This window comes from Crossiella sp. CA198 (genome assembly GCF_052078295.1).
Lineage (GTDB): Bacteria > Actinomycetota > Actinomycetes > Mycobacteriales > Pseudonocardiaceae > Crossiella.
Window position 1 is genome coordinate 162961 of the sequence record NZ_JBQJIM010000020.1, and the last position, 12913, is coordinate 175873.

Sequence of the window (12913 nt, forward strand, 5' to 3'; positions counted from 1 at the left end):
AACGTTCTAGGGGAGGGTGTTGTGTCGGACGGGGGCAGGCGGATGGTGGCCTTGCCGGGGCGCCAGGTGCTCGCGGACGGGGTGTACGAGCAGATCCGCGCGCTGATCATGAACCACGGCATCGAGCCGGGTGCGCGGGTCAACATCGACGAGGTGGCCCGCGAACTGGACGTCTCGGGCACCCCGGTGCGCGAGGCGCTGGCCCGGCTGGAGTCGGAGGGCCTGGTCAGCAGGCTGCCACTGCGCGGCTACCGCACCACCCCGCTGCTGACCCGCAAGGAGGTCGAGGACATGTACGGCCTCCGCCTGCTGCTGGAACCGCCCAGCGCGGCCACCGCGGCGAAGGCCATGACCAAGGCTTTCGCCGCGGAGCTGGCGGCCGAACTGGCCAGCTGCCCGAGCGCGCCCAGCGGGGACGGCTATGACGGGTACAAGCTGCTGTCCGCGCACGACACCCGGCTGCACCAGCTGATCCTGCGCGTGGCAGGCAACGCCGCGGTCGAGCAGGCGTTCAGCCGCACCCACTGTCACCTGCACTTCTTCCGGCTGTCCTACCAGCAACCGGCGGGGGAGCAGACCATCGAGGAGCACCGGCTGATCGTGGCCGCGCTGATCGAGGGCAAGGCGGTGGCCGCGCGCAAGGCGATGACCGAGCACCTGGAGATCGCCAGGGACCGGTTGCTGGCCCGGTTCTGACAGCCGGTCGGCCGCACTGTCCATAATGGGCCCGTGTGCGCCTACATCGTCGTGGCCGAGGACGACCCCAGGCAGGCCGAGCTGCTGACCTTCCAGCTCAGCCGGGAGGGCCACACCGTGCAGGTGGCCGAGGACGGCCACGCCGCGTTGCGCCTGGTCCGCGCCCGGCGGCCGGACCTGCTGGTGCTGGACCTGATGCTGCCCGAGGTGGAGGGCGTCGAGGTGTGCCGGTCGCTGCGGGCGGAGTTCGACCTGCCGGTGCTCATGCTCACCGCACGGTCCACAGAGGACGATCTGCTGCGCGGGTTCGCCGCGGGCGCCGACGACTACCTCACCAAGCCGTACAGCCCGCGTGAGCTGATGGCCAGGGTGCGCGCGTTGCTGTGGCGGGGCAGGCACACCGCGGCCGCGCCCGAACCGCGGTACCGGGTGGGGGAACTGGTGGTGGATCCGGTGCGGCACGAGGTGACCATGCGCGGACAGCGGGTGGACTGCGCGGCCGCGGAGTTCCGGTTGCTGGCCGCGCTGGCCGCCGCGCCGGGCCGGGTGTTCGAGCGGCGGCAGCTGATCGAGCAGGTGTTCGGGCACGAGTTCGTCACCGAACGGGCCATCGACGTGCACATCATGAACCTGCGCAAGAAGATCGAGCGTTCGCCGCGCAACCCGGAGTACCTGCTCACCGTGTACGGCGTCGGCTACAAACTCGCCGAGCAGCCCGCCGATGCCTGAGTCGACCCGCTCGGTCCCGTTGCGGCACCGCATGTTCGTCCGGCTGCTGGCCGCCACCGTGCTGGTCGGCGCGTGCACGGTCGCGGTCACCGCCTGGCTGGCCGCGAACAGCACCAGCAGGGCCATCCGGGCCGAACAGGGCCAGACCCTGGCCGAGGACACCACCATCTACCAGTCCCTGCTGGGCTACGCGGCCACCCACCCGCGCTGGGACGAGGTCGGCTCGCTGGCCACCGGACTGGCCAATGGCACCGGCAGGCGGATCGCGCTGACCACCAGGGACCGCACGGTCATCGTGGACTCCGCGCCCGGCACCCCCTTGCCCGCCAAGGCAGCGTCCACAGTGGACCCGATGGAACTCAACCCGGCGCTGACCAGTGAGGGGGCCCTGGACGGCATCGACCCACGCGCGGTGGGGCCGTTCCGGCTGAGCGCGGCCGAGCGGGAGCGATCCGCGAACCGGGCCCGTGAGGTGGTGGACTGCCTGCGGCGCAACGGTTCGCGGTCCGCGGTGGAGGTGCTCAACAACGACCGGTCGGTGGCCGCCAACTACTACACCGACACCGAGAACCCTTGCCGCGCGGGCGAACTGCGCGTACCCAGTGCCACCGAGAAGGCGGCGCTGGCCGAGCTGTCCGGCCGGGTGGAGGGCTGCCTGCGTGAGCGCGGGGCGCTGCCGGTGCGGCTGGAACTGGGTGAGGAAGGCGAGATCGTCGTCCCGGAGGACCGCGATGACGAGGATGAGCTGCTGACCTGCCTGGCCGAGAGCCGCAGGCACCAGCTGGTCACCTTCATCGCCCCCTCCGCGCTGCTGTTCGTGGCCGATCCGCCAGGGGTGGCCGGGCTGACCGCGGCCGGGGCCTGGCCGCTGGTGCTGGCCGGTGGCCTGGTGCTGCTGGTGATGGTCGGGGTCAGCGCCTACCTGGCCACCCGGTTGCTGCGCCCGGTGCACGCGCTGGCCGCCACCGCCGAACGCATGCGCGACGGCGACACCTCGGCCAGGGTGGCGGTCAAGGACGCCGGTGAGATCGGACGGCTCTCCGCGGTGTTCAACGAGCTGTCCGCACACCTGGAACAGGCCGAGCGGCAACGCCGGGACATGATCGGCGACATCTCGCACGAGCTGCGCAGCCCGCTCACCACGCTGCGCGGCTGGCTGGAGGCCGCCGCCGACGGGCAGCGTCCGATGGAACCCGACCTGGTGAACGTGCTGCTCACGGAAACCCTGACCCTGCAACAACTCATCGACGATCTGCAGGACCTGGCGCTGGCCGAATCGGGTCAGCTCCGGCTGCACCCGCAGCGGCTGCCGGTGGCCGAGACCCTGCTCAGCGTGGCCATGGCCAACCAGGCCCAGGCCGCCGAACTCGGGCTGACGGTGGCCGTGGACGCACCGGAAACCCTTGTCGTGCAGGCGGATCCGGTGCGGCTGCGGCAGGCGGTGGCCAACCTGGTGAGCAACGCGTTGCGGCACACCGCGCGCGGCGGCCGGATCACCCTCTCCGCCCGCGCGGACGGTCCGGACGTGCTGATCACGGTGGCGGACAACGGATCCGGCATCGACCCCGAGGAACTGCCGCTGGTCTTCGACCGGTTCTGGCGGGCGGAGAAATCGCGCAGCCGGCGCACCGGGGGCAGTGGGCTCGGCCTGGTCATCGTGCGCAGACTGACCGAGGCGCAGGGTGGCGCGGTCACCGCGACCAGCACGCTGGGTCAGGGCTCGGCGTTCACGTTGCGGCTACCCGCCGCGGCCAGCGGGTCAGGTACTTCTGCCGCTCCGCCAGCGACACCGTGATCTGGCCCAGCAGCGGGTGGAAGAACGCGTCCCGGTACTTGCCGTCGCTGAAGACCGCGGTGACGAAGTACAGGGCGGAGAACACCGCCAGGAACATCGAGGCCTGCACCAGTTCCTGGGACACCGGCAGCAGCACGTTGAACAGCTTGCCGGTGGACGGATCCTTGGTGATCCACATCTTGATCACCTCCGGCCGGATCGACATCGACCCCAGCAACAGGAAGAAACCGAACACCAGCAACCCGAACACCGCAGCCTGCAACGCCTGGGCCACCGCGAGCACCGCGACCAGGTTCGCGTTCTCCCTGCGCCGCAACGGAATCCGCTCCGGACCGAGTTCCTTGGCCAGATCCCGCAGCTCGTCCTGGGCCACCGCGAACAGGAACAGCAGGCCCACCGCGGCGAACAGGCTCAGCACACCCCACAGCATCGGCCGCGGCAGGTGCGAGGTGATCTGCCAGACCTCGGCGTTGTAGAAGAAGAACGTGACGAACAACAGCAGCAGCGGCAACGCCCTGGTGGCCAGCAAACCCAGCACCCGCAACTGCCGCAACGCAACCCGCAACGCCCACACGAACACCGCGCCCGCCCCGGCCGCGGCCAGCGCGATGATCGCCAGGTCCCAGATCAGCCCTTCCAGCGCGTAGGACCAGTGCCAGTCGGCGACCCCGGCCAGGTGATCGACCACCGGAACGCCGATGACCTCGCCGAGGCACAGGGCGAGCACCGCGACGGTGGAGAGCGCGCTGGCGTCGCGATCCTGGGACCAGCGCAGCACCTGCCAGGCGAGCACCGCGGGCACCGCGTAGACCAGCGCGAAGTTGGCGAAGTAGAGCAGCAGGTACAGCGGATCGTCCAGGAAGGCGTCGAACTGCTCGTCACTGTCGGGCACCAGCAACTCGAACTCGGTGGTCATCAGGTCGTAGCACAGCAGCGCCGTCAACGCGGGCGCGGCGCGCAACAGGGTCTCGCCGAAGGTGTTGCGCCCGTGCACCAGCCACGGCAGCCCCTGCGCCCGGAACCACCGTTCCGACTGCCGCCGCTGTTGATCCGACATCGACCGCGCTCCGTTCTGCTGATCTCCGGCTCATCGTGAGTCAACTGATCGGATCCCGCAGAACTTGTTCGACTCCTGTGCGGAACTCGTGACAGATCCCCGCACAACCTGGCTGGCAGCCCGCGACCTGCACAGACTGGGTTTGTGAACACCAGCACCATCGAACACGCCGTCGCCGCCTGGAGCCGCTACACCGTCGAGTCCAGCACCGATCCGGCGCTGCCCGCCGCCCTGCACGCCGAGCTGCGCCGCACCGCGGGCCTGGACCCGCTCGAAGCCGAGCCGGTGCACGGCCTGCTGGCCACCCTGGTCGCCAAGGACGAGGACGAGGTGGTGGGCTGGGCCGTGCTCGTGGACGAGGCGCCTGCGGCCACCGTGCACTGGACCCTGGCCGAACGCGAGGCCGACCAGCTCGCCAACGGTTTCCCGCTCTTCCTCGGCCTCACCGACCAGGAACTGGCCCTGCTGGCCACCCTGGTCGACGCCGCCGCGACCCTGGCCAGGGACCGCGACCGCACCGCCCTGCTGTGGTCCAGCACCGACGACGAGATCGACTACCAGCTGGCCCAGGCCCTGGGCGCCGCCGAACACCGCGAACTGTCCCGCCGCTGGCTCATCCCCAGCCTCCAGTTCTGGCAGCCCCCGGCCGACATCCCCACCGCCCGCACCCGCTGCACCACCGTCGCACCGGTAGCCGAGGAACTCCACCGCTACGCCGAACTGCACACCGCCAGCACCGGCCACCCGCACACCCCGGAGGACATCCGCCTGGACCTGACCGCCCTGGACCCCGACCTGCGCGCCGACCTGCGCACCGGCACCGGCGAGGTACTGGCCCAGCTCAACGTGGTCTGCGACGGCGTCAAGGCGGTGATCGCCCGGGTACACCACCACGGCGCCTTCCCACTGGAGCTGGCCGCGCTGATCAGCCACGCGGTGCGGGAACTGCGGCAGGGTCACCCGGAGGTGCTCCTGGTGGAGCTGACCGAAACCCGGGACCGCGTGCTGTGGCAGGCGTTGGTCGCCCTCGGCCTCCGCGTCTCCGCCCGCCGAGTCGCCTACCGCCTCCCCCTCCGAGCCTTCCCCTGACCCTCTGCCCGCGTGTTGGCCGTTGTCGTACGCCACGTTGGCTGAACTCGTACCCCACGTTGGCCGTTCCGGACCGCCGCCCGCCGACTTGGCCCAACTCGTACGCCCATTAGGCCCAACTCGGCGTACCACTTTGGCCAACTCGGCGTACGACAACGGCCAACACGCGCGCGCGAGGTCAGAGCTGGCGGGCGTAGGTGCTGAGGGCTCGTTGGTAGCAGGGGATGTGCGGGGACAGGGTTTCCATCGCCACCGCGAGAGCTTCGCGGTCGCGGCCGCAGTCGGCCAGGGCGAGGGCCAGGAAGGCGCGGACCGCGTCGTCCAGCTCGTCGGAGGTGCGTTCACGTTCCGCGGTGAGCAGCCGGACGCTCTCCTCCGCCTCGCCCAGGTTCCGCAACGAACTGGCCAGCTGGATCACCGCCCGCCGCCGCCGATGCTCGTCCAGACCACGCTCCAGCGCCTCGCGATACAGCGGAACAGCGCGGTCACTGTGCCCGGAGGCATCCCAGGAACACGCGCGCTCGAACGCGGCCACCGGGTTGCACGGCGGGAGTTCGGCGGCCAGGTCCTCGACCCGCAGCACCAGCTCGTGTCCGTCCACTGTGTACCGCTGGGCCCAGGTCGCGGCGAGGCGGCCCTCCCATTCCGGGTCGGTCATGACGGGCTCCCGAAGTGGTAGGTCAGGCCCCGGCCGAGTCGTTTGAACGGGGAGGCGAACAGCGCCCGCAACACCTGGCGCTGGAACCACGGGTAGTGCGCGCGCAGATCCGCCGGACCGGGGAACCACCACTCCTGGTCGAACACCAGGCCGGGCACCTCCCGCACCAGGTCCCCGGGGGCGTCGATGGCCCACTCCAGGCGGGAACCCGAGGCCTTGACCACGCCGGTGCGCTGCTGCACCCAGATCCCGGCCGAGCTGTAGCCGTCGAAGATCAGCGTGCCCGCGGGGAAGTGCTCGACAACGCGCCGGAAGGTGGCCAGACCCTCGGCGGTGCGCAGGTACAGGGTCACGCCCTCGGCGATCACCAGCACCGGGCGGTCACCCGGGATGTCGGCCAGCAGACCCGGGTCGGTGACCGAGGAGCCGATCATCCGCAGGCCGGGGCGCTCGGGGTAGAGGCGGCGGCGCAGCGCGATGACCTCGGGGTAGTCGATGTCGTACCAGGCCACCGTGGGCGGCGGGGCCAGGCGGTAGACCCGGGTGTCCAGGCCGCAGCCCAGGTGCAGCACGGTCAGTTCGGCGTGCCGGTCCAGCACGGCCTGGGCGCGGCGGTCGAACTCCTTGGAGCGCAGCACCGCCGAGATCCCGTCGCGTTCGCGCAGGCCGGTGCGGGCGAAGTCGTACTCGATCCGGTCCACCGCCCGCGCCGCGGTCTCGTCGTGCAGCACCGAATCGGGCGCGCGGGAGTCCATCGCCTTGCTGTAGAGGGTGGCCAGCATGGTCGCCGGAGCGCCGGTGAGGTCGACCTTCTCGCGGTCCATGCGGTCAGTATCGGCCCGGTTGCCGTCGCCGGGCCACCGCTGCGGACAATGACGGCATGGCGAAATCCTGTCCCTGCGGCCTGCCCACGTCCTACCCGGACTGCTGCGGTGCGCTGCACCGCGGCGAACGCGCCGCCGCCACCGCCGAACTGCTGATGCGCTCCCGGTTCAGCGCGTACGCGCTCCGGGACGAGGCGTACCTGCTGCGCAGCTGGCACCCGCGGACCCGCCCGGCCGAGGTCGACTTCGACACCGACCTGCGCTGGACCCACCTGGAGATCCTCGGCGCCACCGGCGGCGGGCTGTTCCACCAGGAGGGCACGGTCGAGTTCAACGCGCACTACCGCTACCAGGACAAGGACGACCGGCTGCACGAGAACAGCCGGTTCGAGCGCGTCGACGGGGCATGGGTGTACCTGGCGCCGATCGGCTGAGCGGGACCGGCCTCAACGCACTCCATCTGATGATGTTTCTGCCGGTCTCCCGGTTCCGCGGTCGGCATCGTCATCCCGGTGAGCTGCGGAAACCCGCCGGGGTGAGCGGATGGGCGCACCGGTCGTAGCCGCGTTATGGATCTTTCGGCGGCAGCCGAGTTTGGCGAATCGGAGCAATGGTTAACCCGTCGGAGTGACGCCAAAAGTCAACGGAGGGTCGCCACGTGGTCAACACGCGTCCGTGCTCCGGGTGGCCAACCAGGCTCTAGGGGTGATGTTGTGGGCCGAACTCTCCGGGCGTGACCGGTTCGAGCCGCTGCTGCCCGCGGCCGAACGCAGCGCGCCGAGCACCCTGCAGGAACTGGCCGCCGCCCAGGCGTACAAGGCCGACCAGCTCGCCGACCGGATCGAGTCGGTGCTGGACAGGGAGAGCGGCGGACTGTCCACCGACAGCGCGGTCGGCCCGGCCCGGTTCGTGGTGCACCAGACCCGGCTCTTCGCCCGCCGTGCCCGCCACGGACCGCTGCGTTTCGCCGTGTTCAACCACGAGGTGGCCAGGCTGAACCGGGTCCTGGACCTGGTCGCGCACCACCTGTCCCTGGGCGCGGGCGCGGTCAGCAGCCACTGACCGCGCGGATCAGCTCACCACAGCACCTTGGCCAGGGCCCGGTAGCCCGGCATCGGATCGCCGGCGTCCCTGGTCACCACCTGGATGCCGACGTGGTCCGCACCCGCCTTGACCTGCTCGGCGAGCCGTTCCGCCAGCTGCTCGGGGCTGCCGGAGGGGACCACCAGGTCGATCATCCGGTCACTGCCCGGCCGGGCCACCTCCTGCTCGGTCAGCCCGTGCTTGACCAGGGTGCCCATGTAGTTGCGCAGGCCGAGGTAGACGTCCAGGAACTCCCGCGCGGCTGCCCTGGCCCGCGCCGGATCGGCGTCCACCACCAGGGTCTGCTCGGGCACCAGCAGTCCGTCGCCGACCAGCTCGCGGGCGTGCGCGGTGTGCGCGGTCGGCATCAGGTACGGGGCCGCGCCGAGGGTGCGTTCCCCGGCCAGTCTCAGGGTTTTCGGGCCGAGCGCGGCCAGCACGATCGACTTCCGCGGCACCCCGGCCTCATCGAGGCGGTCCAGGTACTCCACGACCTTGGCGTAGGGCTTCTGGTAGACCGCCACCGCCTCCGGATGGCCGACGCCGACACCGAGCAGGAACCGCTCGCCGTGCCGGTCCGCGATCCGGTGGAAACCGCGGGCCACCGCCTCGGGCTCGTTGGTCCACATGTTCACGATCGCGCTGGCCACGGTGATCGTCCTGGTCGCGGACAGCAGCGCGTCGTGCTGTTCGAGTTCGCCCACGGCGGCGTTGCCGTGGCCGATCCAGGCGGTGCCGTAGCCGAGGTCCTCCGCCTCCTGGACGTAGCCGGTCAGTGCGGGGGTGTGCTGCGGGGCCAGCCACACGCCGTGCGTGCCGAGTCGGGTGGTCACCGAATCCTCCTTGAGGTGCTGCTATAGTCCACTGTATAGCAAACATAGCACCTGGAACGGGAGTCGCATGCCCACCGCGGACGAGCTGCTCGGCCCTGACGTCGCCGCCTGCCTGGTCCGGGGCATCGCCCGGATCGCGCCCGGTTCCCGGCTGCCCGCGCTGCGCCGCGCGGCCAAGGGACTGGCCGGGCTGAGCCTGCGCGAGCGCAGCGACCTGCTCAAGGACGCGCTGCTGGCCGACCTGCCCGGCGACTATCCCAGCCTGGACCGACAATTCCGGGCCGCGCTGGCCGATCCGGAGTTCACCGGCTGGCTGGTCTGGCCGGTCACCGAGGCGGTGTCCGCGCGCGCCCTCGCCCAGGACCCGCCCGCCATCGCCGACGCCCTGGCCCTGCTCGCCGCGCTGACCCCGCGGCTGACCGCCGAGTTCGCCATCCGCCCGCTGCTGTCGGCCGATCTGGACCAGGCGCTGCCGATCATCCAGACCTGGACCCGGGATCCGGACGAACACGTGCGCAGGCTGGCCAGCGAGGGCACCAGGGCGCACCTGCCGTGGGCGCGCAAGGTCCGGCCGATCCTGGACCGCCCGGAGTGCACCATCCCGGTCCTGGACGCGCTGTACCGGGACGAGAGCGAGTACGTGCGCCGCTCGGTGGCCAACCACCTCAACGATCTCAGCCGCACCGAGGGCGACCTGGTGGTGGCGACCGCGGCCCGCTGGCTGGCCGCACCGGACGAGCACACGCCCCGGCTGGTCCGGCACGCGTTGCGCACGCTGATCAAGAAGGGTCACCCGGAAGCCTTGGCGCTACTGGGTTTCGCCCCCGCCGCCGGGGTCCTGGTGCACGGGCCGGAGCTGGCCGGGCGCACGGTCGCGATCGGCGCCGAACTGCCGTTCGAGGTGCGGTTGGAGAACACCGGCGCGAGCGCGGCCACCCTGGCCGTGGACTACGTGCTGCACCACCTCAAGGCCAACGGCAAACGCACCCCCAAGGTGTTCAAGCTGACCACCTGTGTGCTCGCGCCTGGGGAGCGGATCACCTTCTCCCGCAGGCATTCCTTCAAGGTGATCAGCACTCGCGTGTACTACCCGGGCGAGCACGAGATCGAGGTGCAGGTCAACGGCGCCGCGTCCGGCCGGACCGCCTTCCGGCTCACCGGCTGATACCTTCGGCGCGGGAGGTGGCATGGACGTCGACCTGCGCAAGCTGCGTTACTTCGTCGCGGTCGCCGAACAGCTGCATTTCGGCCGGGCCGCCGAAGTGCTGCACATCGCGCAACCCGTGCTGTCCCGGCAGATCCGGGTCCTGGAAGAGGAACTCAAGGTCCAGCTGTTCCGCCGGGACCGGCGGGCCACCGAGCTGACCCCGGCCGGGGAGCAGTTGCTCGCCGACGCCCGGCCGCTGCTGGCAGGCGCGGAGGCGTTGCGCCGCCGGGTCGGCCGGGCCGCCCGCGGGGACCGGTTCACCGTCGGGTTCATGCCCGGCCTGATCGTCACCGCCGCGGTGCGCGAGCTGAGCCGCCGCCATCCGGAGCTGACCGTGGACGTGCGGCGGGTGGAGTGGACCGAGCAGACCGCGGTCATCCACGACGGCCAGGTGGACGTCTGCTTTGTGCGCCAACCGATCGACCCGGCCGGGCTGACCGTCCGGGACCTGTTCACCGATCCCCGGGCGGTGCTGGTGCCCGCCGATCACCGCCTGGCGGGCAAGGAGACGGTGGAGATCGCCGACCTCGCCGACGAGCACCTGCTGCAGGTCCCGGCCGCCGTGCCGGAGTGGCGGGACCTGGCCCGCGGTGGCGGGCCGGGTGCGGGGCCGGTGTTGCGCACGATGGAGGAGAAGCTGGAACACGTGGCCGCCGGGCACGGGGTGGTCGTGCTGCCGATGTCCGCGATCAGCTTCTACCAGCGGCCCGATGTCACGCACATCCCGATCACCGACCTCGCGCCGAACCGGGTCTGCCTGGCCTGGGACAGCACCCGGCGTAACCCGTTGCTGGCCGAGTTCGCCGCCATCGCCGCCGCAGTCTGATACCCGCCGGGCATCACAGACGTCGGAACAGGTCTTGGACCTGCGGCTTTGTTCGGACACAGACTGCTGGCATGAACATTTTCCTGACCGGCGGCTCCGGCTACCTCGGCCGCCATCTCATTCCCGTGCTGCGCGGCCACGGCCACCAGGTCACCGCACTGACCCGCAGCGACTCCGCCGCCACCCTGGTCGCCGGGCTCGGCGCGACCCCCGTGCCCGGTGCGCTGACCGACCTGGATGTGTTGCGCGCCAATGCCGCCACCGCGGACGCGGCGATCCACCTCGGCCAGGTGTTCAGCGCGGACGCCCAGGTGATCGACCTGGCCGCCGCGCAGGCGTTGCTCGCCGGACTCGACGGCCGCGGCCCGTACCTGCACACCGGCGGCACCTGGGTCTTCGGCGATACCGACGGCGTCGCCGAGGAGACCGCCCCGCACCGCCCGCCGCGGATCACCGCCTGGCGCACCGAGAACGAGCGCATCGTGCTCGCGCACGCTGACACTGGGGGGCACCCGGTGCTGGTCATGCCCAGCCTGGTCTACGGCAACGGCGGCGGCATCATCGAGCAGGTCTTCGCCGCGCCCGGCCGGGCCACCGGGGTGGTGCCGTGCATCGGCGATGGCGGCAACCGCTGGTCGCTGGTGCACGTCGAGGACATCGCCGAGCTGTACGCCCTGGCCCTGTCCGCCCCGGCCGGATCGAGGTACTCCGCCGCCCTGGACACCTTCCCGACCCAGGCCGAGGTGCTGGGCGCGGTGGCCAAATCGGTCGGCGTGACCGTGGCCAACCTGGACCCCGGTCAGGTCGAGGCCCAGCTCGGCATGCTCGCCGAAGCGCTGTCCCTGGATCAGCGGGTCAGCGGCGCACGGGCCCGCCGCGAACTCGGCTGGACCCCCCGGCACACCGATCCGCTGGTGGAGCTGTCCCAACCGACCGGTCGGTAGAGAGTCAAACGCTATAGTTGCTATATGACCGAGAAGCGGCGGGGGAGCAGCGCCACCAGGGACCGACTGCTGCTCGCCGCCGGTCAGCTCCTGCACGCTTCCCCAGACGGCAAGGTCTCCACCAGGGCGATCTGCGAGCGGGCCGGGGTGCAGGCGCCGACGCTGTACCACCACTTCGGCAGCAAGCAGGGCCTGCTGGACAGCGTCGCCGACTACGGCCTCAGTCAGTACCTGGACGAGGAGCCGGTGCCCGAGGGCGATCCGGTGGCCGCGCTGCGCCGGGGCTGGGACAACCACGTCCGGTTCGGCCTGGACCATCCCGGCTTCTACGTGCTGCTCTATGGCCAGGTCGAACCCGGCGCGCCGTGTGCGCTGACCGGCGCCGCCGAGGCCATGCTGCTGGAACTGCTGCGCCGGATCGCCCAGCAGGGCAGGCTGCGGGTGACCCCGGCGGAGGCGGCCCGGCAGATCGTGGCCGCCAACGTCGGCGTCGCCCTCAGCCTGATCGCCCAGCCGGAACCCGCCAGGGACCTGGGACTGTCCGATCGGTTGCGGGACAATGTGATCGACGCCCTGCTCACCGACGCCCCGGCCGCCGCGGGCGAGGTCACCGTGCCGACCGCGGCGGTGGCTTTGCTGGCCGCCCTGGACGGCGATCCGGCCGGACTCAGCGACGGCGAGGCGCACCTGCTGCGCGAGTGGCTGCGCCGCCTCGCCGGCTAGGACTCGCTGATCGTCACGCGGTCGGCGTAGAAGGCCACGTGCTCCTTGATCTCGGCGACCGCCGGGTACGGGGTCTCGTAGGTCCACACCGAGTTCTCCCCGCGCACACCGAGTGCGGGCACGCTGAAGTAGGCGGCCTCACCCTTGTACGGGCAGTAGGTCGACTGCTCGGTGCGGGTGAGGTTCTCGACTGTGGTGTCCGCGCGCGGGATGTAGAGCACCGCCGGGTAGGTGGATTCCCGCAGCGTCAGGGCGGCGCTGGTGTCGGCGAGCACGGTGTCCCCGGCCCGCACCACCACCCGGCCCCGGTGCGGCTCGATGGTGATCGGGTGGTCCGGGCCCGGTTCCAGGACCTTCTTCTCCGCCATGACATACCTCCACTGGGTTCTCCTGGCCAGAACCCCGGATCCGGGTGCTTTGTTCCGCGCGTCTCTACCGACCGGTCGGTA

At 71.2% G+C, this 12913-nt stretch carries 15 protein-coding genes; 10 read left to right on the forward strand and 5 right to left on the reverse strand.

Annotated elements, in window-relative coordinates; all coding sequences use genetic code 11:
* The first annotated feature begins 21 nt into the window (after positions 1–21).
* From ACTOWY_RS31220 to ACTOWY_RS31230, 3 genes are read left to right on the forward strand one after another with little or no spacing between them, the layout of a single operon-like run.
* Entirely contained in the window at positions 22–696 is a 675-nt protein-coding gene (locus ACTOWY_RS31220) for a GntR family transcriptional regulator (protein ID WP_441313192.1), read from the forward strand.
* 33 nt (positions 697–729) lie between these two features.
* On the forward strand, positions 730–1425 hold the full coding sequence (locus ACTOWY_RS31225) for a response regulator transcription factor (protein WP_441313193.1): 696 nt from the start codon (positions 730–732) through the stop codon (positions 1423–1425).
* Positions 1418–3220, forward strand: coding sequence for a sensor histidine kinase (locus ACTOWY_RS31230; protein WP_441313194.1), 1803 nt, complete (start codon positions 1418–1420; stop codon positions 3218–3220). Before ACTOWY_RS31225 ends, ACTOWY_RS31230 begins: the two co-directional genes overlap by 8 nt.
* Here ACTOWY_RS31230 and ACTOWY_RS31235 read toward each other — a convergent pair.
* On the reverse strand, positions 3153–4277 hold the full coding sequence (locus ACTOWY_RS31235) for a hypothetical protein (RefSeq protein WP_441313195.1): 1125 nt from the start codon (positions 4275–4277) through the stop codon (positions 3153–3155). The genes ACTOWY_RS31230 and ACTOWY_RS31235 overlap by 68 nt on opposite strands.
* Before the next feature lie 144 nt (positions 4278–4421).
* Here ACTOWY_RS31235 and ACTOWY_RS31240 point away from each other — a divergent pair, with 144 nt between their 5' ends.
* The gene (locus ACTOWY_RS31240; RefSeq protein WP_441313196.1) at positions 4422–5366 is read left to right on the forward strand and encodes a hypothetical protein; all 945 of its coding nucleotides are present in this window, start codon (positions 4422–4424) and stop codon (positions 5364–5366) included.
* Positions 5367–5544: 178 nt separating this feature from the next.
* Here ACTOWY_RS31240 and ACTOWY_RS31245 read toward each other — a convergent pair whose 3' ends face one another.
* A complete protein-coding gene (locus ACTOWY_RS31245) occupies positions 5545–6024 on the reverse strand; it encodes a tetratricopeptide repeat protein (protein WP_441313197.1) in 480 nt (159 codons plus the stop codon).
* The gene (locus ACTOWY_RS31250) at positions 6021–6848 is read right to left on the reverse strand and encodes a class I SAM-dependent methyltransferase (protein ID WP_441313198.1); all 828 of its coding nucleotides are present in this window, start codon (positions 6846–6848) and stop codon (positions 6021–6023) included. Before ACTOWY_RS31250 ends, ACTOWY_RS31245 begins: the two co-directional genes overlap by 4 nt.
* 56 nt (positions 6849–6904) lie before the next feature.
* Between ACTOWY_RS31250 and ACTOWY_RS31255 the strand changes: the two genes are divergently transcribed.
* Both ACTOWY_RS31255 and ACTOWY_RS31260 read left to right on the forward strand, forming a co-directional pair.
* Positions 6905–7282, forward strand: coding sequence for a YchJ family protein (locus ACTOWY_RS31255; protein WP_441313199.1), 378 nt, complete (start codon positions 6905–6907; stop codon positions 7280–7282).
* A 271-nt stretch (positions 7283–7553) separates the two neighbouring features.
* On the forward strand, positions 7554–7910 hold the full coding sequence (locus ACTOWY_RS31260) for a hypothetical protein (protein ID WP_441313200.1): 357 nt from the start codon (positions 7554–7556) through the stop codon (positions 7908–7910).
* Between the two features lie 14 nt (positions 7911–7924).
* On the opposite strand, the gene ACTOWY_RS31265 is transcribed toward ACTOWY_RS31260, so the two are convergent.
* Positions 7925–8764 (reverse strand): TIGR03620 family F420-dependent LLM class oxidoreductase, encoded by an 840-nt coding sequence (locus ACTOWY_RS31265; protein WP_441313201.1) that lies wholly within the window; start codon positions 8762–8764, stop codon positions 7925–7927.
* 67 nt (positions 8765–8831) lie between these two features.
* Here ACTOWY_RS31265 and ACTOWY_RS31270 point away from each other — a divergent pair, with 67 nt between their 5' ends.
* The 4 genes from ACTOWY_RS31270 (at position 8832) to ACTOWY_RS31285 (ending at position 12464) form a co-directional block, all read left to right on the forward strand.
* Positions 8832–9929: a DNA alkylation repair protein gene (locus tag ACTOWY_RS31270; RefSeq protein WP_441313202.1), complete on the forward strand. Its 1098-nt coding sequence runs from the start codon at positions 8832–8834 to the stop codon at positions 9927–9929.
* A gap of 22 nt (positions 9930–9951) precedes the next feature.
* Positions 9952–10797, forward strand: coding sequence for a LysR family transcriptional regulator (locus ACTOWY_RS31275; protein ID WP_441313203.1), 846 nt, complete (start codon positions 9952–9954; stop codon positions 10795–10797).
* Between the two features lie 71 nt (positions 10798–10868).
* Positions 10869–11741 (forward strand): NAD-dependent epimerase/dehydratase family protein, encoded by an 873-nt coding sequence (locus tag ACTOWY_RS31280; protein WP_441313204.1) that lies wholly within the window; start codon positions 10869–10871, stop codon positions 11739–11741.
* 24 nt (positions 11742–11765) lie between these two features.
* Entirely contained in the window at positions 11766–12464 is a 699-nt protein-coding gene (locus tag ACTOWY_RS31285) for a TetR/AcrR family transcriptional regulator (protein WP_441313205.1), read from the forward strand.
* Here ACTOWY_RS31285 and ACTOWY_RS31290 read toward each other — a convergent pair.
* Positions 12461–12832, reverse strand: coding sequence for a DUF427 domain-containing protein (locus tag ACTOWY_RS31290; RefSeq protein ID WP_441313206.1), 372 nt, complete (start codon positions 12830–12832; stop codon positions 12461–12463). The two genes, ACTOWY_RS31285 and ACTOWY_RS31290, sit on opposite strands and share 4 nt — an antisense overlap.
* Positions 12833–12913 lie beyond the last annotated feature (81 nt).

Bases quoted from the DNA above. Each gene is read 5' to 3' on its own strand.
- ACTOWY_RS31230 (WP_441313194.1), top strand. From the start codon at position 1,418: ATGCCTGAGTCGACCCGCTCGGTCCCGTTGCGGCACCGCATGTTCGTC.
- ACTOWY_RS31235 (WP_441313195.1), bottom strand. From the start codon at position 4,277: ATGTCGGATCAACAGCGGCGGCAGTCGGAACGGTGGTTCCGGGCGCAG.
- ACTOWY_RS31245 (WP_441313197.1), bottom strand. From the start codon at position 6,024: ATGACCGACCCGGAATGGGAGGGCCGCCTCGCCGCGACCTGGGCCCAG.
- ACTOWY_RS31250 (WP_441313198.1), bottom strand. From the start codon at position 6,848: ATGGACCGCGAGAAGGTCGACCTCACCGGCGCTCCGGCGACCATGCTG.
- ACTOWY_RS31255 (WP_441313199.1), top strand. From the start codon at position 6,905: ATGGCGAAATCCTGTCCCTGCGGCCTGCCCACGTCCTACCCGGACTGC.
- ACTOWY_RS31270 (WP_441313202.1), top strand. From the start codon at position 8,832: ATGCCCACCGCGGACGAGCTGCTCGGCCCTGACGTCGCCGCCTGCCTG.
- ACTOWY_RS31275 (WP_441313203.1), top strand. From the start codon at position 9,952: ATGGACGTCGACCTGCGCAAGCTGCGTTACTTCGTCGCGGTCGCCGAA.
- ACTOWY_RS31280 (WP_441313204.1), top strand. From the start codon at position 10,869: ATGAACATTTTCCTGACCGGCGGCTCCGGCTACCTCGGCCGCCATCTC.
- ACTOWY_RS31285 (WP_441313205.1), top strand. From the start codon at position 11,766: ATGACCGAGAAGCGGCGGGGGAGCAGCGCCACCAGGGACCGACTGCTG.
- ACTOWY_RS31290 (WP_441313206.1), bottom strand. From the start codon at position 12,832: ATGGCGGAGAAGAAGGTCCTGGAACCGGGCCCGGACCACCCGATCACC.